A 25,767-nucleotide genomic window follows, 5' to 3' on the forward strand; every position below is an offset into this window, starting at 1 on the left:
CGGCTCCAGACCGACGGGGTCGGTCCGTGGAGCCGGGCCCGGGTCCGTCGGGCGGCGTCAGACCGCGATCGGCTCGCTGTCCCGGTTGACCAGCGTCGCGTAGTGGCCGGCGCGCAGGAGCAGCTCGTCGTGGGTGCCGCGTTCGGAGATCCGGCCGCGGTCCAGCACGATGATCTCGTCGGCGTTGCGGACGGTCGAGAGCCGGTGGGCGACCGTGATGGTCGTACGGCCCACGCTCGCCGCGTCGATGGCCTGCTGGACGGCCTGCTCGGTCTGGGTGTCCAGGGCGCTGGTGGCCTCGTCGAGCACCAGGATCGGCGGGTCGCGCAGGATGGTGCGGGCGATCGCCAGCCGCTGCTTCTCACCGCCGGAGAACCGGTACCCGCGCTCGCCGACCACCGTGTCGTAGCCGTCGGGCAGCAGCATCAGGTAGTCGTGGATGTGGGCGATCCGCGCCGCCGCGTACAGCTCCTCGTCGGTCGCGTCGGGCTTGGCGAACCGCAGGTTCTCCGCGACGGTGGCGTGGAAGAGGTACGTCTCCTGGGCGACCACGCCGACCGCCGACGTGAGGGTGTCGAAGGACATGTCGCGCACGTCGACCCCGTCGATCGTGACCGAGCCGGACGTGACGTCGTAGAGCCGGGGGATGAGGTAGCTGAGGGTGCTCTTGCCCGAGCCGGTCTCGCCGACGATCGCGAGGCTGCGGCCCGCGGGGACGGTCACGTCCACGCCGGCCAGCGTCGCCTGGTCCGCACCCGCGTAGGAGAAGCCGACCCCCCGCATCCGCACCTCGCCGCGCAGGGCGGCCGGCTTCACCGGACGCTCCGGCTCGGCGATGTCGACGGGCAGGTCGATGTACTCGAAGATGCGGCCGAAGAGTTCCAGGGAGCCCTGGATCTCGATGCCGACGGTCAGCAGGCGCTGCGCGGGACGGAACAGGCTCTGCTGGAGGGAGGTGAAGGCCACCAGGGAGCCGATGGAGATGGCCATGTGGCCGTTGTTGGACGTCAGCCCCGCGACCCAGTAGATGACCGCCGGCATCGAGGCGATGACGACCCAGATCGTGGACTGGTACCACAGACCCGCCGTGGTGACGCGCACCTCGACGTCGGTGAGCTTGCGCGACTGCCGCGCGAAGTTGTCGGTCAGGGAGCGGGAGCGGCCCATGGTGTGGCTGAGCAGGATCCCGCTGATGGACAGCGACTCCTGCATGGTCGAGGACAGCTCGGCGAGCCGGTTCTGCCGGTCGCGGGTGATGTGCCGCCGCTCGTTGCCGACGCGCCGGCTCACCAGCGCGAACATCGGCAGCATCAGCATCGACGCGAGCGTCAGCCGCCAGTCGAGCATGAACATGGCGGTGGTCGCGGCGATGACGATCGTGATGTCGGACAGCAGCGCCGTGGCGGTGGTCGTGATGGTGACCTGCATCCCGCCGATGTCGTTGGCGATGCGCGACTGCACCTCGCCGGTACGCGTGCGGGCGAAGAAGGCCAGCGACATCCGCTGGAGGTGGGCGTACACCGCCGTGCGCAGGTCGTGCATGACGAGCTGGCCCACGGTGGCCGAGATGTGCGTCTGCCAGACGTTGAACGTGCTGGTCGTGACGGACACCAGGATCATGCCGAGGGAGAGCAGGGACAGCAGACCGAGCCGGTCCTGCGGCAGCGCCACGTCCATGATCTCGCGGATCAGGAACGGGTTGACCAGGGCGATCAGAGAGGAGCCGGCGACCAGCAGCACGACGGACAGCAGCTTCCTCCGGTACGGGCGGAACAGCCCGAGGACGCGTCGGATCTCGCCTTGTTTCAGTGCCTGGGGACGCGTGGTGCCCGAACTGGCGCGGCTCACCCTGGCCTCCTTCTCTCTTGGGTCGGTTCCGGTCGACGGAACGCAGGACGACAGCGGAGTCGAAGCCGCTGGAGGGCGCCTATCGCAGTTGCCTGACCAGCGCCGCCCACTGGGCTTGCTCCTCCCGCGACAGCGCCGGCGGGAGCGGCTCGTCGGCAGGCGGGGCGGTGGCTTCCTCCCATGCGCAGGGAGGACACAGGCCGTTCCACGCGAACCCCGTCCACATGAGGCCCTCACCGAACTTCTTCCATACGGATCGCATAGCGGACCTGGGCCGCGTGCCCATCTCGGTCTCCATTCGCTGGGGAACGCCCGACGTCATCCTTCGCAACGCGCCTCGACGGGACATCGGGACCGTGTCGAGTGCCGCTGGAGGCCGCCTCAGCGCGCGGCCAGGAGCCCGCGGCTGCGCAGCACCCGGCGCTCCAGCGGGGAGAAGAACAGCAGGTCGATGGCGACGCCGACGACGAAGATCAGGAGGATGCCGAGCATCACACCCGGCATGTCGGAGAACTCCCGCTGGTTCTGCAGGAAGCGGCCGAGGCCGAGTCCCAGCTCGGGGGAGGAGGCGATGAGCTCGGCGGCCATCAGCGACCGCCAGGAGAACGCCCAGCCCTGCTTCAGACCGGCCAGGTACCCGGGCAGCGCGCCGGGCAGCAGCACGTGCCGGGCGCCGCGCAGACCGCTCGCGCCGAGCGTACGGCCGGCCCGCAGGAACAGGGGCGACACCTGGTCGACCCCGGCGATCAGGCCGTTGGCGATCGAGGGCACCGCGCCCAGCAGGATCACGGCGTACATGGCGGAGTTGTTGATGCCGAGCCAGATGACGGCGGCCGGCACCCAGGCGACCGAGGGCAGCGACTGCAGGCCGGCCAGCACCGGCCCGATGGCGGCCCGCACGGGTTTGATCTGGGCGACGATCAGACCGATCGGCGTACCGATCGCGACGGCCGCCACGAAGCCCGAGACACCGCGCCAGAGGCTGGTCCAGATGACGGAGAACAGGGTGCCCTCGCCCCAGAGGGTGGTGAACGAGTGCCACACGTCGGCCGGACTCGGCAGCTTCTCGGGGCTGGTCAGGTGCAGGCTGTAGGCGAGCTGCCAGAGACCGACGACCAGGAGCACGCCCAGGACCGGCGGCAGCACCTTCGCCCTCAGCACCTGACGGTACGAGGTGCGCTGCACGGGGCCGGTCTCCAGCGCGTCGAGACCGGCCCCGAGCGTGTCGAGCCCGCCCCCCACGACGTTGCGGCGGACGGCGCGGTCGCTCGCCGCGTACAGGGTGTCAGTGCTGGACATGGCGGCGGATCTCCCCACGCAGGTGCTCGGTGATTTCGATGGACAGCTCCGCGACCTCGCGCGACTCGCCCCGCAGCGAATGCGGCAGGTCGACGCGCCACTCCCGGGAGATCCGGCCGGGCCGGGACGACAGCAGGACGACCCGCTGGGCGAGGCGCACGGCCTCTCTCACGTTGTGGGTGACGAACAGGACGGTGAGCCGGCGCTCGTTCCAGATCCGGGTGATCTCCTCGTGCAGGACGTCCCGCGTGATGGCGTCGAGCGCGGCGAACGGCTCGTCCATCAGCAGGACGGTGCTGCCCTGGGCGAGCGCGCGCGCCATGGCCACGCGCTGGCGCATGCCGCCGGAGAGCTCGTGCACCCGCTTGCGGTACGCGCCGCCGAGGCGGACCAGCTCCAGCAGCCGCTCCGCCTCGGGCCTGCGGTCCTCGCGCGGCACGCCGGCCAGGCGCAGCGCCAGCTCGATGTTCTTGCCCGCGCTGAGCCACGGGAACAGCGCGTGGTCCTGGAACATCAGCGCCGGACGGGTGCCGGGTACCTCGATGGCTCCGGCGCTGGGTTCGTCGAGCCCCGCCACCAGGTTCAACAGCGTGGACTTGCCGCAGCCCGAAGCCCCGAGCAGGGTGACGAACTCGCCCGGCGCCACGTCCAGGCTGATGTCGTCGAGCACGACCGAGGCCGTGCCGGGGCGGCCGAAGCCCTTGGAGACGTGCGAGAGCCGGACCGCCGGGCACTCGTCCGTGGTGGTCTCGACGACGGGTGCGCACTGCGGGATGGTCAGTGCCGTGGTCATTGCGGACACCTCCTGCGGGGGAGTGGACGGGGGCCTGCGCGGAGCTACGGGGTGCGGGCCGTCACCTGACGCCGAGTCCGGCGTCGGCCGCGGCGGGCCGGCCCGCCGCCGTGAGGACCTTGTTGAGCAGGGTCAGGTCGACGATCCCGGCGAGGTCGGGCTTCTTGAGCAGGCCCGCGGCGACCGCGTGGTCGGCCCCGGCCTGCAGGGTGCCCGCCAGCGGGTCGTCGATGAAGTCGATGCTGCGCCAGGCGGGGTCGAGGATCTCGGGCGGCAGCGCCTTGCCCGTGTCGGCCTTGATCCGCAGGTTGGCGTCGGCCTTCGCCTTCGCCGGGTCGGCCTTGATGAAGGCGTTGGCCGCCAGCGAGCCGCGCAGCACGGCCTCGACCACGTCGGGGTGGGCGGCCAGGAACTTCTGCGAGACGATGATGTTGGTGGTCACGAACTTGCCGCCCGGCCACAGCGTCTTCTCGTCCAGCAGGACCTTCGCGCCGAGCGTGACCAGCCTGGAGGCGGTCGGCTCGGGCACCCAGGCGCCGTCGATGGAGCCGGACTTGTACGCCTCGGGCGCGACCTTGTTCTCCGTGCGGACCACGCTGACGTCACCCGCGCCGGAGGCCGGGTCCACCTTGTAGCCCTTGCCGGCCAGGTAGTTGAGCAGGGCGACGTCCTGGGTGCCGCCCAGCTGCGGGGTGGCGATCTTCTTGCCCCGGAGGTCGTCCAGCGAGCGGATCTTCGCCGGGTTGACCACCAGCTTCACGCCGCCGGAGGCCGCACCGCCGATGATCCGCAGGGACGTGCCGTGCGACTTGGCGTAGCTGTTGATCGCCGAGTTCGGGCCGATCCAGCCGATGTCGATCGAACCGGCGTTGAGCGCCTCGATCTCGGCCGGGCCGGCGTTGAAGAACTGGGACTTGATCCGGGTCGACCCCAGCTCCTTCTGGAAGAAGCCGTCCTGCAGGCCCACCAGGGCGGTCCCGTGCGTGAGGTTCGGGAAGTAGCCGATCTTCACGGTGTCGGCGGAGAGCTTGGCACCCGATCCGCCCACGGTCTGGTCCACCGGGGCGTCGTCGGCGCTGGCGCCGTAGCCACAGCCCGTCAGCAGTCCTGCGGCCGTGGTCACTGCGACGGCCGCCATGGCCACGCGCCCTCTCGTGTGGTGGAACATCAGACCCAGTCCTCCTCGTCTGGTGCCGCGGCCGTGGCCGGGCGGCGTACGGTTTCGAAGGGCTCGCCCGCCATGCCGGCGGCGAGGGTGGTGCCGTCGGCCGGGTCGATCAGCAGGAACGAGCCCGTCCGCCGGTTGTCGGCGTAGGGGTCGAGCGCGAGCGGCTCGGCCGTGCGCAGCACGACGTGGCCGATGTCGTTGACCTGCAGGCCCTCGGCGCCGGGGCGCCGCTCGAGCGTGCCGATGTCGATCCGGTACGAGATGTCCTTGACCAGGGCGCGCACGGTACGGGTGGTGTGCTTGACCAGCACCTTGGCGCCCACGTGCAGCGGCCGTTCGTTGAGGTGGCAGACGCTCGCCTCGATGTCCTGGGTGGGTGCCCCGGCCGTGCCCCGGGCCGCGATCAGGTCGCCGCGCGAGACGTCGACGTCGTCGGTGAGCCGGACGGTGACGGACTGGGGCGCCCAGGCGACGTCCGTCCGCGCGCCGAGCGCGTCGATGGCCGCGACGGCCGTGGTGCGGCCGGAGGGCAGGACGGTGACGGTGTCCCCGACGCGCAGCACGCCGGAGGCGATCTGGCCGGCGTAGCCCCGGTAGTCGTGGTGCTCGGCGGTCTGCGGGCGGATCACGTACTGCACCGGGAAGCGGGCGGGCTCTTCCCTGGGGTCGCTGCCGACCGGGACGGTCTCCAGGTGCTCCAGCAGCGTTCGGCCGCCGTACCAGTCCATGTTGGCGGAGGGCTCGACGACGTTGTCGCCGGCCAGCGCCGAGAGCGGGATCGCCACGACGTTCCTGACCCCGAGCGTGGCGGCGTACGAGGTGAACTCCTCGGCGATCTTCGCGAAGACCGCCTCGTCGTAGCCGACCAGGTCCATCTTGTTGACGGCCAGCACCACGTGCGGCACCCGCAGCAGGGCGGCGACCGCGGTGTGCCGGCGGGTCTGCTCGACCATCCCGTTGCGGGCGTCGACCAGGACGACGGCCAGCTCGGCCGTCGACGCGCCGGTGACCATGTTCCGGGTGTACTCCACGTGCCCGGGGGTGTCGGCCAGGATGAACCGGCGGCGGGCGGTGGCGAAGTAGCGGTAGGCGACGTCGATCGTGATGCCCTGCTCCCGCTCGGCCCGCAGGCCGTCGGTCAGCAGCGCCAGGTCCGGGGCGCCCTGGCCGCGGTCGGCCGAGACCCGCTGCACGGCTTCCAGCTGGTCCTCCAGGACCGACTTGGAGTCGTGCAGCAGCCGGCCGACGAGGGTGGACTTGCCGTCGTCGACGGAGCCCGCGGTGGCGAAGCGCAGCAGCGTGGTGGCGCTGAGCTGCTCGGTGGTGGTCGTCATGGCTAGAAGTACCCTTCGCGCTTGCGGTCTTCCATCGCGGCCTCGGACAGCTTGTCGTCGGCGCGGGTCGCGCCCCGCTCGGTGAGGCGGGAGACGGCGATCTCGGCGATCACCGCGTCGAGGGTGGCGGCGTCGGAGTCGACGGCGCCGGTGCAGGACATGTCGCCGACGGTCCGGTAGCGCACCAGGCGCTTCTCGACCGTCTCGTCGTCCTTCGGGCCGCCCCACTCGCCGGCGGTCAGCCACATGCCGCCCCGCAGGAACACGTCCCGCTTGTGGGCGAAGTAGATCTGGGGGAGCTCGATGTCCTCGCGGGCGATGTACTGCCACACGTCCAGCTCGGTCCAGTTGGACAGGGGGAAGACGCGGACGTGCTCGCCCGGGGCGTGGCGGCCGTTGTAGAGCTGCCACAGCTCGGGGCGCTGGCGGCGCGGGTCCCACTGGGAGAACTCGTCGCGCAGCGAGAACACCCGCTCCTTGGCGCGGGCCTTCTCCTCGTCGCGGCGGCCGCCGCCGAACACGGCGTCGAACCGGTGCTGCTGGATCGCCTCGGTCAGCGGGACGGTCTGCAGCGGGTTGCGCGTCCCGTCGGGGCGTTCCTGGAGCTTGCCGGCGTCGATGTAGTCCTGGACCGAGGCCACGTGCAGGCGCAGGCCGTGCCGGGCGACGGTGCGGTCGCGGTACTCGATGACCTCGGGGAAGTTGTGCCCCGTGTCGACGTGCAGCAGCGTGAAGGGGACCGGCGCGGGGGCGAAGGCCTTGAGCGCCAGGTGCAGCATGACGATGGAGTCCTTGCCGCCGGAGAACAGGATCACCGGCTTCTCGAACTCGCCCGCCACCTCGCGGAAGATGTGGACCGCCTCGGATTCCAGCGAGTCCAGGTGCGTCAGAGCGAAGGGGTTCCCCGACGCCTCGATCAGGCGATGGGTCGCGGTCGTCATGCCAGGCCCCTCTCGGTCAGGAAGGTGTGCAGCTCGGCTACGGACTCGGCCACCGAGCGGCGCTGCGTCTGGACGCGCAGCTCCGGGTTCTCGGGTGCCTCGTACGGGTCGTCGACGCCGGTGAGACCGGAGATCTCGCCGGCCGCCTGCTTGGCGTACAGGCCCTTCACGTCGCGCTCGGAGCAGAGCGTGACCGGGGTGGCCACGTGGATCTCCAGGAACGGCGTGCCGGTGGCGGCGTGCCGGGCACGGACGGCGGCGCGGGAGTCGGTGTACGGGGCGATGACCGGTACCAGCGCCTTGACGCCGTGGGAGGCCAGCAGCCCGGCCACGAAGCCGATCCGCTGCACGTTGGTGTGCCGGTCCTCGCGGGTGAAGCCCAGGCCCGACGAGAGGAACTCGCGGATCTCGTCGCCGTCGAGCACCTCGACCTCGTGGCCCTCGGCGCGCAGCCGCTCGGCGAGGGCGCGGGCGAGGGTGGTCTTGCCCGCGCTGGGCAGCCCGGTCAGCCACACGGTGGCGCCGCGCTCGCTGGGGGCGGCGGCCAGGGCCGCGTCCGCGGTGTCCCCGGCGGCCAGGGTGTGAGCCGTGGTCACGGTGGTGTTCTCCCGGGAGGTAGAAGGCGGACTTTCAGGGATGGGTCGTCGAGCACGTCCCCCGCCCCGCAGGGCGTCGGCGCGGGCAGGGGTGGCAGTCCTTCAGGCGGTGGCGAACTCGGCCAGCGTCCGGCCGAGCACGTCCATGTCGATCCGGTGCCAGGACCCGCGCAGCTCGAGGCCCCGGCCGTTGGGCAGGGCCGCCGCGGTCGCCTGCGCGGCCGCACGCAGCCAGGCGCTGGTGCCGTCGCTGTTGAGGACCAGCGTCTCCGTCCGGAACCCGGCGAGCCGGTCGGCCGGGACGGCGAAGTCGCCGCAGATCTCGACGTCGTACAGCAGCGTGTGTGCGTTCGCCTCGTTCATCGCCCAGATCGGGCTCCTGCGCCACTCCGCGACCGTGTCGGGGGTGAGGCCCAGGACGGGGCCGAGGAAGAACTCGGCCGCCTCGTCGCGCCGGTCTTCCTCCAGGAGGGCCCGGATCGTCCGCGCGGCGTTCCACGGGGTCTTCGGGAAGCCTTCGACACGGAAGAACGGCTCGTGGAGCGCCAGCCTGGTGATCGGCGTGCCGGAGAGCGCCGCCCGGATCGCCAGGTTCGCTCCCGTGGACCCGGCGAACACGGCCGCCGAGCCGCCCGCCTCCTCGATCACCGCCTCGAGGTCCTCGACCTCCCGCTCGACGGCGTACTCGGGAGCGTCACCGCTCTGGCCGCGCCCGCGGCGGTCGTAGGCGTACACGGTGCAGTGCTGCGCGAGCTCGGGAACGAGGTCGCCGAAGATCGTGTGGTCGCGGAAGGCACCGTTGAGGAGCACGAGGGCGGGGCCCTCGCCGGACTTCTCGTAAGCGATCGTCGTGCCGTCCCGCGAAACGACCTTGCGCATCACGTACTCCTCATGCCGACCGGAGGTGCTGTCACCTCGCCCTGTGTCGGCAGCTTCGAGTGCGTCGATGGATCAACGGTCGAGAACCGTTAGCGGCCCGCTTGCACCGACCGCCGCCGACCCCCGGCGGCGCCCCCGGCGGAACCGGCGGTGACCAGCGGAAACGCGACCGGGGCCGAGGTCCCTCCCGGCATGGCGCAGGCGGCCGTTCTCCACGCTTCGATGTATTGCGCATCGAAGCACTGGGGAACGGCCGCCTGCGTACGGGTGCTGCCGTGGGACCACCTCCGGGCGGTGCCCCGGGCGTCAGCTCACCGCCTTCCTGACCAGCGCGCCGATGCGCTCCTCGTCGGCCGCGGTCAGCTCCTTCACGGCGTACGAGGTCGCCCACACGGCGCCGTCGTCGAGAGCCGCCTGGTCGCTGAAGCCGAGCGTGGCGTACCGCGACTTGAACTTCTCCGCGCTCTGGAAGTGGCAGACGACCTTGCCGTTCCTGGCGTACGCGGGCATCCCGTACCAGAGCTTGGGCGCGAGGTCCGGAGCGGCGGTCGTGATGATCTCGTGGATCCGCTCGGCGAGGACGCGGTCCGCCTCGGACATCTCGGCGATCTTCGCGAGCACGTCCCTCGCCTCCTCCGCCGCCTTCTCCGCCTTGGTCGCACCGCGCCGGGCCGCCGCCTTCTTCTGGTCGCGTGCGTGGTCCTTCATCGCGGCCCGCTCTTCGGCGCTGAATCCGTCGTACTTCTCGGTGACGGCGGAATCCTCGGCGGGCGACTTCGCAGACGGCATGGCAGTTTCCTCTCGTACGGGGTCACGCGGGGTCGGGGACGCCGACCCCTCTCACGCTAGGGGCTGGGCGGCTGCCGGGGCTTCTCGAATCCTGACCGGTCTCGCGACCTGCTTCGCCACGCACGCCGGCATCCCCTCCACGTCGACCGCCGGCCCGCCGTCGCGGTCCGCACCCGTGGCATCGGCACCGTCGGCCGCGTCCGCCGCCCGGCGCCGGAAGGCGCCGGGCGGCATGCCGACCAGCTCGGTGAAGCGGGTGGTGAAGGTGCCCAGCGACGCGCAGCCGACCGCGAAGCAGACCTCGGTGACGCTGAGGTCGCCCCGCTGCAGCAGCGCTGCCGCCCGCTCGATGCGACGCGTCATCAGGTAGGCGTACGGAGACTCACCGTAGGCGGCCCGGAACTGCCGGCTGAGGTGCCCGGCGGACATGCCCGCTGCCCGGGCGAGCGCCTCCACGTCCAGCGGCTGCGCGTACTCCCTGTCGATCCGGTCGCGGACCCGGCGCAGCCGCGCCAGATCGGCCAGGCGCTGCGCCTGGATGCGGGCACGCCGCCATTCGGGCCTGCACATCGGGACACTCCCCTCGGTCGGTTCCGATTTCGACCGGCATCCGCACGGTCAGCGGATCTCCTGGATGCGGACCAGGTTGCCCGCAGGGTCGCGGAAGGCGCAGTCGCGTACGCCGAACGGCTGCTCCGTCGGCTCCTGGACGACCTCGGCGTCACCGGCCTGCACCTTCTCGAACAGGGCGTCGAGGTCCCGGGTGGCCAGCAGGATCCAGCCGTAGGTGCCCTTGGCCATCATCTCGGTGACCGTGCGCCGCTCTTCCTCGGTGATGCCGGGATCGGAGGCCGGCGGCGTCAGGAGGATCGACGGTCCCGGCCGCCCGGCCGGACCCACCGTGATCCGGCGCGACTTGCCCTGGCCGACGTCACTGCGGACCTCGAAGCCGAGCGCGTCGCGGTAGAAGGCGAGCGCCGCGTCCGGGTCGTCGTGCGGAAGACAAGCCGTGTGAATGGTGATGTCCATGCTTGGCAGGCTAGGGGCGCCTCCGCGCACCGCGCTTCTCGATTCCTGACCGACCGGCTCTAACTCCGCCAGGCCTCCAGCAGTTCGGCGGGCCCGTACACCGCGTCGAGCCCGTCGAGCGCACGCACGCCGTCCGCCCCGCTGCGCGAGACCGCGACCAGCGGCAGCGGTTGGTCCGTGAGCGCGGCGCGGTGGCGCTGCAGGGCGGCGAGGTCGTGCCGGTCGAAGGACTTGTTCTCCAGCCACTTCACCGACCCCACGAACAGCAGCCGCCGCGCCACCGGCGCCCGGTCCGCCCCCACGATGTCGATCTCCACGTCGTTGGTACGGGTCCAGTAGCCCCCGATCGCCGGAGCGGCCGGCAGCCGCCCGTCGGGCAGCAGCCGCGCCAGCGCCTCCCGTACCAGCGGCTCGACGGCCCGCCCGCGCCAGCTGGTCCAGCCCGCCCGGATCCGGGCGAGCGCCAGGTCGCCGCGGCCGCGCTCGATCTCCGGCAGGGCGGGCCCGAGGTGCTTCAGCCAGAACCGCAGGTACGGGTCGGCGACCCGGTAGCGGCGGTCGCGCGAGGCCCGGGTGGAGACCGGGAGTTCGGCGGCGACCACCCGCTTGTGCGTGAGGGTCTCCAGCGAGCGCTGGAGCGGGGTCGCGCCGATGCCGCCGGCGGCCCGCGCGATGTTGGAGAAGGTGCGCTCGCCGCTCCCGATGGCGCCGAGCACCCGGCGGGCCTGCAGGGTCTGCGGGAACTCGGCGGCCAGCGACCGCTCCGCCGAGACCAGCAGCGCGGAGACCGGATCCTCCAGCGCGGCGGTCAGGAACTCCTGGATCCCGGCACCCCGCGGCCAGTCGGCGCAGATCAGCGGCAGCCCGCCGGTGATCAGCGCGGCGTCGAAGGCCGCGGCCGGCGTGAGGTCCAGCATGGCGCCGACCTCGGCGGGGTTGAGGGGCCCCAGCACCATCTCGCGGCCACGCTGGTGGAAGGGGCGGCCGTAGCCGTTGAGGGCCTCCATCATCGACAGGTCCGAGCCGATCAGGACCAGCAGGACCGGCTTGGTCTCCAGCACCCGGTCCCAGGCCCGCTGGAGGGTGCCCTCGAAGGCGCCGTCGGCGTCCATGAGGTACGGCACCTCGTCGATCACCACGATGCTGGGCCGGTCCTGCGGCAGGGCCGCGGCCAGCACGTCGAAGGCGGCGCCCCAGTCCCCGGGCCGCGCGGCGGACAGCAGGCGGGCCAGCGGCAGGGTCGAGGCCTCGGCGTCGCGCGCGAGCCGGGCCAGGTCGGCAGCGGGGGAGGCCCCGGTGGCCGCGTAGAACAGGAAGGGCGCGCCCGACCGCTCCGCGAACCGCTCGACCAGCCGGGACTTCCCGACCCGCCGCCGGCCGCGCAGCATCAGGCACCGGCCGGGCCGGTCCCCGCCGGTGCCGGACGCGACCCTGGCCAGCTCCCGCTCCAGCGTTTCGAGCTCCCGGCGCCTGCCCACGAAGTCGGCCACCCCGCCAGGCTAACCCCCACGTCACTCACGCGGATGTTACTAACACCGGCGTTAGCCAGAACAGCCGATCTGTGAGCTGCGTCACGTCGTGTCACAACGGCGGGGGCTGCGGTGTCCCGTGACTGAACCCCCTGGAGCCGGAGGAGAACACCGTGAACGCGAACACCCAGGTCATCGTCATCGGCGGCGGATACGCGGGCGTGATGGCGGCGAACCGCCTGACCCAGCGCGACGACGTGACCGTGACCCTGATCAACCCCCGGCCGTCCTTCGTCCACCGGATCCGCCTGCACCAGCTGGTGGCCGGCACCGACGAGGCCGTCGTCGACTACCGGGACGTCCTGGCCGACGGCGTCCGGCTGCAGGTCGGCACCGTGACCCGCATCGACGCCCCCGCCCGCCGCCTGACGCTGGCCGACGGCGACACCGCCGACTACGACTACCTGGTCTACGCCGTGGGCAGCGGCAGCGCCGACCCGAGCGTGCCCGGCGCGGCCGAGTACGCCCACCCGATCGCCACCCTCGAGGACGCGCAGCGGCTGCGGCCGCTGCTGGACGCGGCGACCGCGACCGCCCCGGTCACCGTGGTCGGCGCCGGTCCCACCGGCATCGAGACCGCGGCCGAACTGGCCGAGCGGGGCCGCCGGGTGACCCTGGCCTGCGGCGGGGTCCTCGGCCCGTACCTGCACCCGCGCGGCCGCCGGGCCGTCGCCAAGCGGCTCGCCGCACTCGGCGTGGCCGTGCTCGACGGCCCCGGCTCCAGGGTGACCGCCGTGACCGCCGACGCCGTGCGGCTCGCCGACGGGCGTGAACTGCCCAGCGAGGTCACCATCTGGACCGCCGGCTTCGGCGTGCCGGACCTGGCCGCCCGCAGCGGACTGACCACCGACGCCCTGGGCCGCCTGCTCACCGACGAGACCCTCACCAGCGTGGACGACGCGCACGTCGTCGCCGCCGGTGACTCCGCCGCCCCCTCGGGTCTGCCGCAGCGCATGAGCTGCCAGGCCGCGATGCCCCAGGGCGCACGCGCCGCCGACACCGTGCTCAGCCGCATCGCGGGCGAGCAGCCGGCCACCCTCAACCAGGCGTTCGGCGCCCAGTGCATCAGCCTCGGCCGGGGGACCGGCATCTTCCAGCTGGGCAACAAGTACGACGTCGCCGTGTGGTTCCACATCAACGGCAAGCCCGGCGCCAAGCTGAAGGAGACCATCTGCAAGGGCGTCGTCAAGCACCTGGCCCACGAGGGGCAGAAGCCCGGCGAGTACAAGCTGCACCTCATGTCGCGCGGCGGCACGCGCCAGGAGCAGCTCAAGGCCCGGCGTGACGCCGCCCCCGCCCTCGCGGGCCGCCCGGCGTGACGGCGACCGCACCGCCCCGCCCCTCGCCCGGGTGGACGGTGCCTCCCCGAAGGCCCCGCGAGCCGCGGCCGGATTCGATCCCGCGCGTGCTCGCGGCGGCCTGGACGCTCGCGTATGCGCCTGAGCTTCACAGCTATGTGCCGTCTCAACTCCCGCCGGTTCACTGGAGACATGACCCAGAACACCACCACCCTCGTCATCGGCGGCACCGGCAAGACCGGGCGCCGCGTCGTCTCGAAGCTCACCGAGCGCGGCCTCGACGTGCGCGTCGGATCGCGCTCCGCCGCGGTGCCCTTCGTCTGGGAGGACCCCGAGACCTGGGCGCCCGCCCTCGACGGCGTCCACTCCGTGTACGTCACCTACGCGCCGGACCTCGGCTTCCCCGGCGCCGCCGAGACCGTCGGCGCCTTCGCCCGCGTCGCCGTCGAGCGCGGCACCCGCCGCCTGGTGCTCCTCTCCGGCCGCGGTGAGGAGGGCGCCGAGGCCGGCGAAGAGGCCCTGAAGGCCTCCGGCGCCGACTGGACCGTGGTCCGGGCCGCCTGGTTCAACCAGAACTTCGACGAGAGCTTCTTCCTCGACGACGTGCGCGCCGGGGAGATCGCCCTCCCCACCGCCGACGCCGTCGAGCCCTTCGTCGACGCGGACGACATCGCGGACGTCGTCGTCGCCGCGCTCACCGACGACCGCCACGTCGGCCGCACCTACGAACTCTCCGGCCCCCGCCTGCTCAGCTTCCACGACGTGGCCGCCGAACTCTCCAAGGCCATCGGCCGCACCATCACCTACCTTCCCGTCAGCATCGAGGACTACAAGGCCGTTCTCGCCGCGAACGGCGTGCCCACCGAGTTCGCCGACCTCTTCCGGCTGATCCTCGACGGCCGCAACGCCCACCTCGCCCACGGCGTCGAGGAGGTCCTGGGCCGCCCGGCGAAGGACTTCGCCGACTACGCCCGCGAGGCCGCCGCCACGGGCGTCTGGAACGACTAGGCGATGTCCGCCGGAGCAGGGCCGCCCCGGCTGCCTGCCCCTATCGTGGAGGGCATGGACACCCTGGCCGGCCTGCTCGACGGGCCCAAGGCGCGCGGCGCCTTCCTCCTCAAGGCGGTGTTCAACCCCTCCTGGTCGGTCCGCATCGAGGACCGGGCGCCCCTCTCCGTCTTCACCCTCGTCCACGGCGACGGCTGGGTGCTGACCGACGGCGGCGATCCGGTCCCGCTGCGGGCCGGCGACATCGCCGTCGCCCGGGGCCCGGATCCGTACACCATCACCGACACCCCCGGCCTGCCCCCGCTGATCACGGTCGACCCCGACCAGCGGTGCAGCACCGCGGAAGGCGTCGACGTCAGCGATTCGATGTCCCTGGGCATCCGCACCTGGGGCGTCGCCCAGCCGGCCCCCGACGCCGCCGTCATGCTCACCGGCACCTACCTCGGCCCCAGCGAGATCGGCAGGCGACTGCTCGCCGCGCTCCCTCCCCTCCTCGTCCGTCCCGCCAAGGGCACCGACCTGACCCTCGTCCACCTCCTCACCGAGGAGATCGGCAAGGACCGCCCCGGCCAGGAACTCGTCCTGGACCGCCTGCTGGACCTCCTCCTCATCGGGGTGCTCCGCGACTGGCTCGCCGACCCCGACAGCGGGTCACCCGCCTGGTACCGCGCCCACGGCGACCCCGTGGTCGGCCCCGCGCTCCGCCTGCTGCACGAGAACCCGGCGTACGGCTGGACCGTCGCCGAACTCGCCACGAAGACCGGCACGTCCCGCGCCTCGCTGGCCCGCCGCTTCACCGACGTGATGGGCGAGCCCCCGATGGCGTACCTCACGGGCTGGCGCCTCGCCCTCGCCGCCGACCTGCTCCGCGAACCGGACGCCACGGTCGCGACCGTGGCCCGCCGCGTCGGCTACGGCAGCGCCTTCGCCCTGAGCACGGCCTTCAAGCGCGTCCGCGGCATGAGCCCCCAGGAATACCGCGCCACGGCCCCCGGCTGACCACCCCGGCCCCGCGGTCCCGCCCCCGGACTGCCGGCCACATCCCCTGCCGCGGCCGGGAGCGGGGCGGCTGACCGCCCCCGCCCCGGGGCCTCACCCCTCCTGTATCCCGGCGGGCACCCCGGCCACCCCCGTCACCAGCCCCGTCCACGCCCGCAGTTCGCGCACCGCCTCCGGACCGCCGGCCCCCGCCCAGCCGACGTACCCGTCCGGACGCACCAGGTACAGGCCCCGCCCGTACGCCTCGTACGCCCCCGTCCTCGCCGTCCGGAGCCCCGGCAGCGGCGGCAGCTCCTCCGGCAGTTCGGTGCCGACCGCCAGCAGCGTGAACTGCGGCCCGCGGTACAGGTCGAAGAGCCGCAGCCCGTCCCGCCGCCCGTCGGGCGCCCGGTCTCCGGCGCGCAGCGCCCCCTCTGCCAGCCCCTTCCGGGTCTCGCGGGTGAGCGGCGACTCCCGGAGGTGGATGCCCAGCTGCCGGGTCTCCGCGCCGCGTCGCGCCTCGCCCCGGTGGATCCGCGTGGACAGCCCCAGCATCGCGGCCGCCTGTGGCAGCCGCTCCTGCTCGTACGTGTCGAGCAGTTCCTCCGGCGCCCCCTCCCGCAGCACCGCGGCCAGCTTCCACCCGAGGTTGTACGCGTCCTGGACGCTGGTGTTCAGCCCCTGGCCGCCCGCGGGGGAGTGGACATGGGCTGCGTCCCCCGCCAGGAAGACCCGGCCCTCCCGGAAGCGCTCGGCCATCGCCGCGTTCACGGTGAAGTCCGAGGCCCACCGCACCTCGGTGACCTCCTCCGCCCTGATGTGCGTCAGGCCGGCCACCATGGCGCGCACGTCGTCTGCCGTGATCCCGTCCCGCCGCTCCGCGGCCTGCGCGACGAACTGGAAGTCCTCCGCGTGCGGCATCGGGCACAGCGCGGCGAAGCCCGCGCCCTCCCCCTTCGGCGGGAAGACGTGCCAGTTGTCCCGGTCGAGCGTGGGGATCACCACGTCGGCCACGACCATCGGCATCGGATCCACCTGCTCGCCCGTCATCGGGATGCCGGTCAGCCGCCGCACCGTCGACCGCCCGCCGTCCGCCGCCACGGCGTACCGGGCACGCACCGTCTCCGTGCCCCCGTCCGCCGTGCCGAGCGTGGCCGTGACGGCGTCGGCGTCCTGCGCGAGCCCCGTCAGCTCCACGCCGAACCGCACGTCCCCGCCCAGCTCCCGGAGCCGCTCCAGCAGGATCTGCTGGGTGCGCCACTGGGGGAGCATCCAGGGCCCCGGGTACGGCGCCTCCTCGGTCGGCTCGACCACCTCGAAGACCGGCTGCTCGCCGACACGCCGGCCGTCCACCCACGCCATCGCGGCCGGTGCCAGGCCGCCCCACTTCAGCACCTGCCCCAGCACGCCCAGGTCGTCGAAGACCTCCAGGGTCCGCGGCTGCACGCCCTTGCCGCGCGAGCCGGGGAATAGCCCCCCGGAGCGCTCGACGACGAGCGCGCGCACGCCCCGCCGGGCCAGATCACAGGCCAGTACGAGACCGGTCGGCCCGGCCCCCACGACCAGCACGTCCACCGCGGCGCCACCGGCCCCGCGCGCCGACGCCGGCTCGAAATCCCGCTGCTCACACCCCACATGGGCGTCCTGTCCCCGCTCGACGCCCTGCCCCTGTACCTGCATGACTTTCCCCCGTCCGCCCGATCCATCCCGGCAAAAACACACAAAGCCACCGCCCCTTAACAATGTTAAGGAAGGTCACGCCGCAAGCATGCACTTAACGTTGTTAAGGTGTCAATCCCCGAAGAGAAGCAGAGCGACACAGAGAGCCGGCCGATGACCTCCAAGCCGCAGCACACCCCGCCCCGCGTTCCGCCCCTGAGCCGGGCGACCGTCGCCGAGACGGCGCTGCGCCTGCTCAACGAGACCGGCCTGGACAAGCTCACCGTCCGCGCCATCGCCCACGAGCTGGACGTCAAGGCGCCCGCGCTCTACTGGCACTTCAAGAACAAGCAAGAGCTCGTGGACGAGATGGCCACCGAGATGTACCGCCGCATGACCGGCGAAGGGGCGGAGCACCCGGCCGGCGACCCCGCCCTCCCCTGGCGCGAACGCCTGCTCCTCGCCAACCGCTCCCTGCGCAGGGCCCTGCTCGCCTACCGCGACGGCGCCCGCGTCTTCAGCGGCTCACGCTTCACCGGCACCGACCACGCGGCGCAGACGGAGGCCCACCTCCAGGGCCTCGTCGCCGCCGGCTTCGACCTGCCCCAGGCCGTCCGCGCCACCAGCACCGCCTTCGCGTACACCCTCGGCTTCGTCACCGAGGAACAGGGCGTCCACCCCGCCCCGGGCGAACGCCGCGAGGGCTACGACGTGGCGGAACGCGCCGCCCGCATGGCCGACTACCCCCTCACCGCGGCCGCCGGCACCCAGCTCTTCGAGGACTACGACACCCACTTCGAGGAAGGCCTCCAGCTCATCCTGGACGGCATCGCGGCCCGCTACGGCATCGCCTGACGGGCACTCACCGCCAGAGCCCGCGAACGCCCACGCGAAAGAGGCCGGCACCGCGCCCCAGCGCGACACCGGCCTCCCGCGATCCCAGCCGTCCGGACGGTCTCAGCCGTCCGATCCCGCAGCCGCCGCGGCCTGCTCCGCCACCCGCTCCGCGACCTCGGCCTCGGCCGCCGCCTTGTCGACGCCGAGCCCCGTGAGCAGCCCCGCGCCGGCCTCGAACTCCAGCAGCGCCAGCAGGACGTGCTCGGTGCCGACGTAGTTGTGGCCCAGTCGCAGCGCCTCGCGGAACGTCAGCTCCAGCACCTTCTTCGCCTCGCCGTCGAACGGCACCAGCGCCGGCGCATCACCCGCCGAGGCGGCCGGCAGTGCGGCCTTCGCCGCCTCGCGCACCGCCTCCAGGGTCACGCCCTGCGCCACGATCGTCCGGGCGCCCAGGTCCGAGGGCTCGGCCACCAGGCCCAGCACCAGGTGGACCGTGCCGATCTCGTGACGGCCCTCGGCGTGCGCCTCGGTCTGTGCGGCCACGACCACGCGCCGCGCCTCGTCCGTGTACCGGCTGAAGCCCTGGCTCGCGTCCAGGTCCACGTCCTCCTTCGGCACGAACCGCTTCTGCGCGGCCTGCCGGGTGACCCCCATGCTGCGGCCGATGTCGGTCCAGGAGGCGCCGGAGCGCCGCGCCTGGTCGACGAAGTGGCCTATGAGGTGGTCCGCCAGCTCCCCGAGGTGGTCCGCCGCGATCACGGCTCCGGACAGCTGGTCCAGCGCGTCGTCGTGCACCTTCTTGATGGCGTCGATCAGATCGTCGAGCCGCACGGGATTCGTCATGCGTCAACCGTAGGTTGACGCCCCGTCGGACGTCAACCTACGGTTGACAGTGGAACCCCCGGCCGGTCCCTACTTCACGTTGACGGCAGTCCACGCGGCGGCGACGGCCGCGTACTCCGTGCTTCCGCTGCCGTACAGGTCACCGGCGGCCTTCAGGGTCGCGACGCGCGCGCCCGCGTAGTCCGTCGACGAGGTCATGTACGTCGCCAGCGCCTTGTACCAGATCTTGTACGCCTTGACGCGGCCGATGCCGGTCACCGACGAGCCGTCGTAGGTCGGCGAGTTGTAGCTCACGCCGTTGATCGTCTTCGCTCCGCTGCCCTCCGACAGCAGGTAGAAGAAGTGGTTCGCGGGCCCGGACGAGTAGTGCACGTCCAGCCGGCCGAGGGTCTTCGACCAGTAGTCGGCGGAGTTGCCGTCCCGGCTCGGCTTGTCCATGTAGCGCAGCGGCGTGCCGTTGCCCCGGATGTCGATCTTCTCGCCGATGAGGTAGTCGCCCTGGTCGGCCGAGTTCGCCGCGTAGAACTCCACGGAGGTGCCGAGGATGTCCGACGTCGCCTCGTTCAGGCCGCCCGACTCGCGGCTGTAACGCAGCCCCGCCGTCGAGGCCGTCAGGCCGTGGGTCATCTCGTGTCCGGCGACGTCCAGCGAGGTCAGCGGCTTGGCGTTGCCCGCTCCGTCGCCGTAGGTCATGCAGAAGCACTGGTCCGACCAGAAGGCGTTGACGTACGCGTTGCCGTAGTGGACCCGCGAGTACGCGCCCACGCCGTCGCCGCGGATGCCCAGGCGGCCCAGCTCGTTCTTGTAGAAGTCCCAGGTCACGCCCGCGCCGTAGGCGGCGTCGACGGCCGCGGTCTGCCGGCTGCCGGCCGTGCCGTCGCCCCACGCGTCGTCCGCGTCGGTGAAGAGCGTCCCGGTGCCGTTGGTGCCGCCGTTGAGGTCGTACGTCTTGTGGCCGCCGCGGCCGGCGTCCGTCAGCTCGTACAGCGAGCCGTTCTTCACGGTGCCGAGAGAGACGGAACCGCTGTACTGGCTGGTGCCCGTGCCGGTGAAGATGGCGTCGTAGCTGTGCAGCACCTTGCCCGTGCGGGCGTCGGTGATGGTGTGCAGCTCGCTCGGCGTGCCGTCGTGCGAGGTGCCCGTGGTGACGGCCTCCCACGCCAGGGTGGGCGTGCCGTTCGCGGCCCAGACGACCTTGCGGGCGTTCTTCGGGGCGGCCTTGGCGGCGAAGGTGCTCGCCACGGTTATCTTCGCGTTCGTCGCGCGCGTGGTCTTGCGGCTGCCGTCCTTCTTCTGGTGGACGACCAGGTCACCGCCCAGCACCGGGAGTCCGGCGTAGGTGCGCTCGTACCGGGTGTGCACGGTGCCGTCCGCGTCGCGGATCACGTCGCGCACCACGAGGGCCTCGGACGAGCCCAGGCCCAGCGCCTTGGCGGTCGCGGCGGCGCCCGACTGCGCCTGGGCGATGGCGGTGGCGCGCTGTGCGCCGGACAGGGACACGGCGGTCGCGCCGGCCTCGCGGTCGGCCGTGGCGGAGGCCGAGCCGCTCTGCACCGCGACGACCACCATCGCGGCGGAGGCGACCAGCGCGCCGGCTCGCACGATGCGGGTACGGGTACGGGAGGTGCGGGATGAGGACTGGGGGAAGGTCACTCGTGCTCCTTGGAAGCCGTGGGGGTCAGCGGCTGAGAAGCGTGCCAGCGGCCAGGGGTTTTTGACAGGTCTGCAACAAGAATTTGACCTTGAGTTGTCCGAACGTAGAAAACTGTTGTCCGAATGCCGGATACGTCCGGCTGTGGATCCACCCCCGGAAGGGACTTGAGCCCATGACAGATCCCGCACCCGCGGCACCCGCCGCCCCGCTGCCCTCCCCACGCCGTGCGACGCCCGAGGACCTCCCCGAACTCGTCCGCCTCCGCGCCGTCGCGCTCGCCTCGCTCGGCGTCGAACCCGGCCCGGCCGACGCCCCCTGGCGCGAGGTCGCCCACGCCTGGTTCACCGAACGCCTCACCGCCCGCCCCGACCACACGTGCCTGGTCATCGGGGGTGCGCCCGGCGAACGCCTGGAGGCCTGCGGGCTGGCCTGGGTGACGTACCACCTGCCGGGACCCCTCTGGCTGGACGGTCGCCGCGGCTACCTGGACGGCATCGTGACCGACACCGGAGCCCGCGGGAAGGGGTACGGCAGGCGGATCGTGTCGGGCCTGGTCGACTGGCTCGACGCCCAGGGCCTCACGTACATCCAGCTCCACGCGAGCGCCGACGGCAAGCCGCTCTACAGCTCCCTCGGCTTCACCCCGTCTCAATTCCTGGGCATGGACCTGCACACCTCCCCGCCGGGCGCCGGCACCCCCTGACGCACCACCACCCGCCGCCCGCGGCCGCCCTCGGACGCGGCCGGAAAGCACCTCCCCACCCGCCCCGGGGACCGCCCGGCCCGCCCGGCACGGAACAACCACCTCGCGACCCGGTACGCCCGCCCCGCGCGCCCGGCACACTGGGCACGTGCGCGTACTGATCGTCACCGCCGGCTCCTGGGGCGACGTCGCCCCCTACACCGGCCTCGCCGTCCGCCTGCGCGAGGCCGGCCACGCCGTCGACCTCGCCACCCACGCCCGCTTCGCCGACGCGGTCACCGGCCACGGCATCGGCTTCCGCCCCCTCCCGGTCGACCCCCGCGAGGAACTGGCCTCCGCCACCGGCCAGGGCCTGGCCCGCGCCGTCAGCCCTGCCGTGGCGATGGCCCGGGCCGTGACCATGGCGCGGCGCTTCATGCCGCGCCTCACGCGCGGGATCGCCGACGCCGTCGCCCAGGGCGCCGACGTGCTGATCTCCTCCACCGTCACCGACCCGATGTGCACCGTCCTGGCGGAGGCCCACCGCATCCCCAGCCTGAGCGGCTACCTCCAGCCGGTCACCCCCACCCGCGCCTACCCGCCCCTGGTCACCGCCGCAAGGACCCTCGGCGGATACGGCAACCTGCTGGCCTCCCGCGCCCTCTGGGCCGGCACCGACGGCCTCTTCGCCCCCGCCGTCCGGGCCCTGCGCCGCGAACTCGGCCTCCCCGCGCCCCGCCGCGGAACCTCCCGCGGCGCCTTCACCGGATTCCTCGGCCTCCCGCCCGCCCGCACCGTCCTGCACGGCTTCAGCCCCACCGTCGTACCCCGCCCGGCCGACTGGCCCGAGGGCCACGAGGTGTGCGGGTACTGGTGGCCGCCGGCCCCGCCCGCCTGGGAACCCGAGCCACGCCTGGCGGAGTTCCTCGCGGCCGGCCCGCCCCCGGTCTTCGCCGGCTTCGGCAGCTTCGTCGCGGGCGACGCCCCACGCCTGTCCGCCCTCCTGGTGAAGGCCTTCCGCCTCGCCGGCGTACGGGGCGTCGTGCAGTCCGGCTGGTCCGGCCTGCACGCGGAAGGGGACGACGTCCTCACCATCGGCGAGGCACCGCACGCCGCCCTGTTCCCCCGCATGGCCGCGGTGATCCACCACGCCGGCGCCGGCACCACGTCCGCGGGCCTGCGGGCGGGCGTCCCCGCCGTACCCGTACCGGTCCAGCTCGACCAGCACTTCTGGGCCGCCCGCCTGCACACCCTCGGCGTGGCCCCCCGCCCCCTTCGCTACCAGCGCCTCCACGCCGCGGACCTGGCGGCCGCCATCCGCGCCGCCCTCGCGGTGCCGCCCGCACGGCCCCGCGCCCTGGCCGCCGCGCTGGCGGCCGAGGACGGCTCGGCCCCCGTCCTCTCGGCCCTGGCACGCCTCTGACGGCCACCCGCACGGCCTGCCCGGACCACCCAGCCGGCAGGCGAGCGCGCCGAGAGACGGCACGTTCCTGCACCGACCAGCGGCAATTTGGCACAATCGCGCACATTAAGGAGCCTCATGCGTGCCCATGCCACCGCCCAGCTGACCGGCGACCGGTCCCACCAGTGCGACGCCACCGCGACGTTCACCCATCGCGGCGCGCGGTCGTACGCGCTGCTCGACGGCATCGGCAGCAACGACGAGGTCCGCGACTGGGCGCGGACCACCGCCCGCCGCCTGGCCCGCGCCGCCGCCCGGGAGGGCGCCGAGCCGGGCCTGCGCGCGGTGCACGCCGCCATCGCCGCCGATCCTGCGCGCCAGGACCCGTACACGGAACTGCCCTGCGCGGTCGCCGTCGTGGCGGTCGTGTCCGACCAGCGGCTCCAGGTCGCCTGGTGCGGCGACTCCCGCGCCTACCTGCTCCCGCCGGGCGCCCGCGAGGCGGTCTGCCTCACCGCCGACCACAACATGCGCCGGCAGCTGCAGGACATGGGGCTGACGCCCGGCCCGTACGACCGCAACCTGGTTACCTCCTACCTCGGCGACACCCGTCCCGACTGGCTGCTCGGCACCCGGTCCGTGCCCGCCGGGGGCCGCCTCCTGCTGGCGAGCGACGGGGCGTACGAACCCCTGGAGGACGCCGGCGCCGACCTGGCGGCCCACCTCGCGGGAACCCCACAGGCGGCGGCCCGCGCGCTCGTCGCCGCGGCGGTGGCCCACGCCACCGGACCCGCCGACAACGCGACGGCCCTCGTCGCCGACCTCTGACCGCGTGACCCACATCACAAGAGAAAGGGGCCGGCGTGCCGATGAGTCCGGCGGGCCGCGCCGGTCTACCAGTTCACAAGCCACACACGCAGACCACGGGAGCGGACCGACATGCGCATCGTCATCACCGAGTTCATCAGCCTCGACGGCATCGTGCAGGCTCCCGGCGGCCCGGAGGAGGACACCGACGGCGGCTTCGCGCACGGCGGCTGGACCCACCCCTTCTTCGACCCGGAGGTGGTCGGCGGCGCCTTCGACAGCGCGCTGGCCGGCGCCGAGGCGCTGCTCTTCGGCCGCCGCACCTGGCAGAACATGGCCGCGGCCTGGCCGGAGCGGGCGGGCGACCCCTTCGCGGACCGGATGAACTCCATCCAGAAGTACGTGGTCTCCGACACCCTCGGCGACGACAAGCTGACCTGGGACAACACCGTCCGCATCCCGGGCGCGGAGGCCGTCGCCGGAATCCGCGAGCTGCGCGACCGCGACGGCGGCGACCTGGTCGTGATGGGCAGCCCGACGCTCGCGCGCACCCTCATCTCCGAGGGTCTGGCCGACGAGCTCCGGCTGATGACGATGCCGGTGCTGCTGGGCGGCGGGAAGTCGCTCTTCCCGGCGGACGGCGGCCTGCACACCTTCGAGCTGGCCGAGGCGGTCACCTCTCCGCAGGGCGTCGTGGTCTCGACGTACCGCCGCAAGGCCTGACCCCGGCAGCGGCCCCGGACCTGCATCCGGGGCCCGCGCCCCGCTCCCGCTGCCCCGACCCGCGCCGGCCTCGGCGCGGGTTTGCGTGCCAGCTGCTCGTCGCCCTCGCCTTCCTGAGCATCCCGCTCGTCCGCCACCGCTTCGGCCCCGCCGCCAAGGCCGCCGCAGACGCCGAGCTGACCGGCCAGGGCGTCCGCCCCGCCGTGCTGGAGGAGAACGGCCTGCGCTTCGACGCCGGCGGCCACGAGACCTGGGCCCCGGTCGCCGTCGCGACCGTGATGACCGCCGTGGCCGCGCTCAACCTCGCGCAGAGCTCCTGGGCCCCCACGCTGACCTGGATCTTCCAGATCGCGGTGATCCTCATGAACGTCCTGATCGTCCACAGCAACCTGACGGCCGTTCGGTCCGTGCAGACCGCCTTCCGCCGCAAGAACGACCCCGAACTCGCCCGCGTCGACGTCGCGGCCTTCCTCAGGGCCGCCGAGCGCGCGTTCCCCTCCTGGGTCCAGCTCCTCCAGAAGGCCCGCCACACCGTGGTCTTCGGCGCCTCCGCCCTCGCCCTGACGGCCGTCGCCCTCACCGGCTGACCCCCGCACGGAAATCACCTTGTCCCCCAGGTCAACCACCAGCAGGATTCACGGCATGACGGTCCGATACCCCCGCCCCCTGCGCCCCGGCGACCGCATCGGCGTGACCTCCCCGTCCAGCGGGGTCCCCGAGAAGCTGTGGGCCCGGCTTGAGGTCGCCCTCGGCGACGTACGCGCCCGCGGCTACGAGGTCGTCCTCGGCCGGTGCATGGACGGCTCGGGTCACGCCAGCGCCCCCGCGCCCGACCGCGCGGCCGAACTGACGGCGATGCTGACCGACCCCACGATCCGCGCGGTCGTACCGCCCTGGGGCGGCGAGACCGCCATCGACCTGATCCCGCACCTCGACTGGGGACGGCTGCGCGACGCGGAACCGACCTGGCTCGTCGGCTACTCGGACACCTCGACCCTGCTCACGCCGCTGACCCTGCTCACCGGCACGGCGACCGTCCACGGCAACAACCTCATGGACACGCCCTACCGTGCTCCCGAGGGGCTGCTGTCGTGGCTCGACGTCGTCGCGGCGCCCCCCGGCCACCGCTTCACCCAGACGCCGCCCGGCCGCCACCGCGCCACGGGCTGGGACGACTACGCCGTCCACCCGGACGTACGCGAGTTCACCCTCGACTCCGCCGGCTCGTGGACCCGGCTCGACGCCACCGGCGACGTCACGGCCGAGGGCCGGCTGATCGGCGGCTGCATCGAAATGCTGTGCAACCTCGCCGGCACCCCCTACCTCGACGCCTCGGCCTTCGCCCGCGCCGAGTCCCCGGAAGGCCTGCTCGTGTACGTCGAGGCCGGCGGTCACGACGCCTTCACGATCTGCCGCAACCTGCACGGCATGCGCCTCGCCGGCTTCTTCGACCGGGCGAACGCGGTCCTCGTCGCCCGGACCAACGCCCCGGACGCACCCACCCTCACCCAGCACGAGGCCGTCCTCGACGCGCTCGGCCCGCTGGGCGTGCCGATCGTCGCCGACGTGGAGTGCGGCCACGTCCCGCCGTACCTGCCGCTCGTCAACGGCGCCCTGGGCCGCCTCGTCCACACCCGGGACCGCAGCGAACTGACCCAGACCCTGGCCTGA

General features: G+C 73.0%; 25 protein-coding genes. 10 read left to right on the forward strand and 15 right to left on the reverse strand.

What is annotated here, in order from left to right; all coding sequences use genetic code 11:
* Positions 1-57 precede the first annotated feature (57 nt).
* From ACIQUQ_RS29980 to ACIQUQ_RS30035, 12 genes are all read right to left on the reverse strand, one after another.
* Complete coding sequence (locus ACIQUQ_RS29980) at positions 58-1,848, reverse strand: ABC transporter ATP-binding protein (protein ID WP_403982115.1); 1,791 nt, start codon at positions 1,846-1,848, stop codon at positions 58-60.
* Positions 1,849-2,229: 381 nt separating this feature from the next.
* Positions 2,230-3,147: an ABC transporter permease gene (locus ACIQUQ_RS29985; RefSeq protein ID WP_403982117.1), complete on the reverse strand. Its 918-nt coding sequence runs from the start codon at positions 3,145-3,147 to the stop codon at positions 2,230-2,232.
* The gene (locus tag ACIQUQ_RS29990; RefSeq protein WP_403982119.1) at positions 3,134-3,940 is read right to left on the reverse strand and encodes an ABC transporter ATP-binding protein; all 807 of its coding nucleotides are present in this window, start codon (positions 3,938-3,940) and stop codon (positions 3,134-3,136) included. Before ACIQUQ_RS29990 ends, ACIQUQ_RS29985 begins: the two co-directional genes overlap by 14 nt.
* A 61-nt stretch (positions 3,941-4,001) precedes the next feature.
* A complete protein-coding gene (locus ACIQUQ_RS29995) occupies positions 4,002-5,108 on the reverse strand; it encodes an aliphatic sulfonate ABC transporter substrate-binding protein (protein WP_403982121.1) in 1,107 nt (368 codons plus the stop codon).
* Positions 5,108-6,442, reverse strand: a complete 1,335-nt coding sequence (locus tag ACIQUQ_RS30000; protein WP_403982124.1) for a sulfate adenylyltransferase subunit 1 — start codon at positions 6,440-6,442, stop codon at positions 5,108-5,110. Before ACIQUQ_RS30000 ends, ACIQUQ_RS29995 begins: the two co-directional genes overlap by 1 nt.
* A gap of 2 nt (positions 6,443-6,444) precedes the next feature.
* Positions 6,445-7,383, reverse strand: a complete 939-nt coding sequence (cysD, locus tag ACIQUQ_RS30005) for a sulfate adenylyltransferase subunit CysD (RefSeq protein ID WP_403982127.1) — start codon at positions 7,381-7,383, stop codon at positions 6,445-6,447.
* Positions 7,380-7,931, reverse strand: a complete 552-nt coding sequence (gene cysC, locus ACIQUQ_RS30010; RefSeq protein WP_403982303.1) for an adenylyl-sulfate kinase — start codon at positions 7,929-7,931, stop codon at positions 7,380-7,382. Before cysC ends, cysD begins: the two co-directional genes overlap by 4 nt.
* A gap of 150 nt (positions 7,932-8,081) precedes the next feature.
* Positions 8,082-8,858: an alpha/beta fold hydrolase gene (locus tag ACIQUQ_RS30015; protein WP_403982130.1), complete on the reverse strand. Its 777-nt coding sequence runs from the start codon at positions 8,856-8,858 to the stop codon at positions 8,082-8,084.
* 306 nt (positions 8,859-9,164) lie between these two features.
* On the reverse strand, positions 9,165-9,647 hold the full coding sequence (locus ACIQUQ_RS30020) for an iron chaperone (RefSeq protein WP_403982133.1): 483 nt from the start codon (positions 9,645-9,647) through the stop codon (positions 9,165-9,167).
* Positions 9,648-9,698: 51 nt separating this feature from the next.
* Positions 9,699-10,217: a helix-turn-helix transcriptional regulator gene (locus ACIQUQ_RS30025; protein WP_403982135.1), complete on the reverse strand. Its 519-nt coding sequence runs from the start codon at positions 10,215-10,217 to the stop codon at positions 9,699-9,701.
* Positions 10,218-10,265: 48 nt separating this feature from the next.
* Positions 10,266-10,676: a VOC family protein gene (locus tag ACIQUQ_RS30030; protein WP_403982138.1), complete on the reverse strand. Its 411-nt coding sequence runs from the start codon at positions 10,674-10,676 to the stop codon at positions 10,266-10,268.
* 59 nt (positions 10,677-10,735) lie between these two features.
* Positions 10,736-12,166: an ATP-binding protein gene (locus ACIQUQ_RS30035; protein WP_403982140.1), complete on the reverse strand. Its 1,431-nt coding sequence runs from the start codon at positions 12,164-12,166 to the stop codon at positions 10,736-10,738.
* A gap of 152 nt (positions 12,167-12,318) precedes the next feature.
* Between ACIQUQ_RS30035 and ACIQUQ_RS30040 the strand changes: the two genes are divergently transcribed.
* The 3 genes from ACIQUQ_RS30040 (at position 12,319) to ACIQUQ_RS30050 (ending at position 15,510) form a co-directional block, all read left to right on the forward strand.
* On the forward strand, positions 12,319-13,524 hold the full coding sequence (locus ACIQUQ_RS30040; RefSeq protein ID WP_403982143.1) for an NAD(P)/FAD-dependent oxidoreductase: 1,206 nt from the start codon (positions 12,319-12,321) through the stop codon (positions 13,522-13,524).
* 171 nt (positions 13,525-13,695) lie between these two features.
* Positions 13,696-14,511 (forward strand): NAD(P)H-binding protein, encoded by an 816-nt coding sequence (locus ACIQUQ_RS30045; protein WP_403982145.1) that lies wholly within the window; start codon positions 13,696-13,698, stop codon positions 14,509-14,511.
* Positions 14,512-14,565: 54 nt separating this feature from the next.
* Complete coding sequence (locus tag ACIQUQ_RS30050) at positions 14,566-15,510, forward strand: AraC family transcriptional regulator (RefSeq protein WP_403982147.1); 945 nt, start codon at positions 14,566-14,568, stop codon at positions 15,508-15,510.
* Positions 15,511-15,603: 93 nt separating this feature from the next.
* On the opposite strand, the gene ACIQUQ_RS30055 is transcribed toward ACIQUQ_RS30050, so the two are convergent.
* Entirely contained in the window at positions 15,604-17,169 is a 1,566-nt protein-coding gene (locus ACIQUQ_RS30055) for an FAD-dependent monooxygenase (RefSeq protein ID WP_403982149.1), read from the reverse strand.
* Positions 17,170-17,322: 153 nt separating this feature from the next.
* Here ACIQUQ_RS30055 and ACIQUQ_RS30060 point away from each other — a divergent pair, with 153 nt between their 5' ends.
* Complete coding sequence (locus ACIQUQ_RS30060) at positions 17,323-18,003, forward strand: TetR/AcrR family transcriptional regulator (RefSeq protein ID WP_403982305.1); 681 nt, start codon at positions 17,323-17,325, stop codon at positions 18,001-18,003.
* 102 nt (positions 18,004-18,105) lie between these two features.
* On the opposite strand, the gene ACIQUQ_RS30065 is transcribed toward ACIQUQ_RS30060, so the two are convergent.
* Both ACIQUQ_RS30065 and ACIQUQ_RS30070 read right to left on the reverse strand, forming a co-directional pair.
* Positions 18,106-18,828, reverse strand: a complete 723-nt coding sequence (locus tag ACIQUQ_RS30065; protein WP_403982151.1) for a Clp protease N-terminal domain-containing protein — start codon at positions 18,826-18,828, stop codon at positions 18,106-18,108.
* 69 nt (positions 18,829-18,897) lie between these two features.
* Entirely contained in the window at positions 18,898-20,397 is a 1,500-nt protein-coding gene (locus ACIQUQ_RS30070) for a M4 family metallopeptidase (protein WP_403982308.1), read from the reverse strand.
* Between the two features lie 257 nt (positions 20,398-20,654).
* Here ACIQUQ_RS30070 and ACIQUQ_RS30075 point away from each other — a divergent pair, with 257 nt between their 5' ends.
* From ACIQUQ_RS30075 to ACIQUQ_RS30100, 6 genes are all read left to right on the forward strand, one after another.
* Entirely contained in the window at positions 20,655-21,185 is a 531-nt protein-coding gene (locus ACIQUQ_RS30075) for a GNAT family N-acetyltransferase (protein ID WP_403982153.1), read from the forward strand.
* 148 nt (positions 21,186-21,333) lie between these two features.
* Positions 21,334-22,587, forward strand: coding sequence for a glycosyltransferase (locus tag ACIQUQ_RS30080; protein ID WP_403982155.1), 1,254 nt, complete (start codon positions 21,334-21,336; stop codon positions 22,585-22,587).
* A 117-nt stretch (positions 22,588-22,704) separates the two neighbouring features.
* Positions 22,705-23,394, forward strand: a complete 690-nt coding sequence (locus ACIQUQ_RS30085; RefSeq protein WP_403982158.1) for a PP2C family protein-serine/threonine phosphatase — start codon at positions 22,705-22,707, stop codon at positions 23,392-23,394.
* Between the two features lie 111 nt (positions 23,395-23,505).
* Positions 23,506-24,096 carry a dihydrofolate reductase family protein gene (locus ACIQUQ_RS30090; RefSeq protein WP_403982161.1) on the forward strand — a complete coding sequence of 197 codons (591 nt, stop codon included), beginning with the start codon at positions 23,506-23,508 and terminating at the stop codon, positions 24,094-24,096.
* 203 nt (positions 24,097-24,299) lie between these two features.
* On the forward strand, positions 24,300-24,683 hold the full coding sequence (locus ACIQUQ_RS30095) for a hypothetical protein (protein WP_403982163.1): 384 nt from the start codon (positions 24,300-24,302) through the stop codon (positions 24,681-24,683).
* 55 nt (positions 24,684-24,738) lie between these two features.
* Positions 24,739-25,767, forward strand: a complete 1,029-nt coding sequence (locus tag ACIQUQ_RS30100) for a S66 peptidase family protein (RefSeq protein WP_403982166.1) — start codon at positions 24,739-24,741, stop codon at positions 25,765-25,767.

Origin of the sequence: Streptomyces sp. NPDC101118, assembly GCF_044759445.1 — a bacterium.
Classification (GTDB): domain Bacteria; phylum Actinomycetota; class Actinomycetes; order Streptomycetales; family Streptomycetaceae; genus Streptomyces.

Bases quoted from the DNA above. Each gene is read 5' to 3' on its own strand.
- ACIQUQ_RS29985 (WP_403982117.1), bottom strand. From the start codon at position 3,147: ATGTCCAGCACTGACACCCTGTACGCGGCGAGCGACCGCGCCGTCCGC.
- ACIQUQ_RS29990 (WP_403982119.1), bottom strand. From the start codon at position 3,940: ATGACCACGGCACTGACCATCCCGCAGTGCGCACCCGTCGTCGAGACC.
- ACIQUQ_RS29995 (WP_403982121.1), bottom strand. From the start codon at position 5,108: ATGTTCCACCACACGAGAGGGCGCGTGGCCATGGCGGCCGTCGCAGTG.
- ACIQUQ_RS30000 (WP_403982124.1), bottom strand. From the start codon at position 6,442: ATGACGACCACCACCGAGCAGCTCAGCGCCACCACGCTGCTGCGCTTC.
- cysD (WP_403982127.1), bottom strand. From the start codon at position 7,383: ATGACGACCGCGACCCATCGCCTGATCGAGGCGTCGGGGAACCCCTTC.
- ACIQUQ_RS30015 (WP_403982130.1), bottom strand. From the start codon at position 8,858: ATGCGCAAGGTCGTTTCGCGGGACGGCACGACGATCGCTTACGAGAAG.
- ACIQUQ_RS30020 (WP_403982133.1), bottom strand. From the start codon at position 9,647: ATGCCGTCTGCGAAGTCGCCCGCCGAGGATTCCGCCGTCACCGAGAAG.
- ACIQUQ_RS30025 (WP_403982135.1), bottom strand. From the start codon at position 10,217: ATGTGCAGGCCCGAATGGCGGCGTGCCCGCATCCAGGCGCAGCGCCTG.
- ACIQUQ_RS30030 (WP_403982138.1), bottom strand. From the start codon at position 10,676: ATGGACATCACCATTCACACGGCTTGTCTTCCGCACGACGACCCGGAC.
- ACIQUQ_RS30045 (WP_403982145.1), top strand. From the start codon at position 13,696: ATGACCCAGAACACCACCACCCTCGTCATCGGCGGCACCGGCAAGACC.
- ACIQUQ_RS30050 (WP_403982147.1), top strand. From the start codon at position 14,566: ATGGACACCCTGGCCGGCCTGCTCGACGGGCCCAAGGCGCGCGGCGCC.
- ACIQUQ_RS30055 (WP_403982149.1), bottom strand. From the start codon at position 17,169: ATGCAGGTACAGGGGCAGGGCGTCGAGCGGGGACAGGACGCCCATGTG.
- ACIQUQ_RS30060 (WP_403982305.1), top strand. From the start codon at position 17,323: ATGACCTCCAAGCCGCAGCACACCCCGCCCCGCGTTCCGCCCCTGAGC.
- ACIQUQ_RS30065 (WP_403982151.1), bottom strand. From the start codon at position 18,828: ATGACGAATCCCGTGCGGCTCGACGATCTGATCGACGCCATCAAGAAG.
- ACIQUQ_RS30070 (WP_403982308.1), bottom strand. From the start codon at position 20,397: ATGGTGGTCGTCGCGGTGCAGAGCGGCTCGGCCTCCGCCACGGCCGAC.
- ACIQUQ_RS30075 (WP_403982153.1), top strand. From the start codon at position 20,655: ATGACAGATCCCGCACCCGCGGCACCCGCCGCCCCGCTGCCCTCCCCA.
- ACIQUQ_RS30085 (WP_403982158.1), top strand. From the start codon at position 22,705: ATGCGTGCCCATGCCACCGCCCAGCTGACCGGCGACCGGTCCCACCAG.
- ACIQUQ_RS30090 (WP_403982161.1), top strand. From the start codon at position 23,506: ATGCGCATCGTCATCACCGAGTTCATCAGCCTCGACGGCATCGTGCAG.
- ACIQUQ_RS30100 (WP_403982166.1), top strand. From the start codon at position 24,739: ATGACGGTCCGATACCCCCGCCCCCTGCGCCCCGGCGACCGCATCGGC.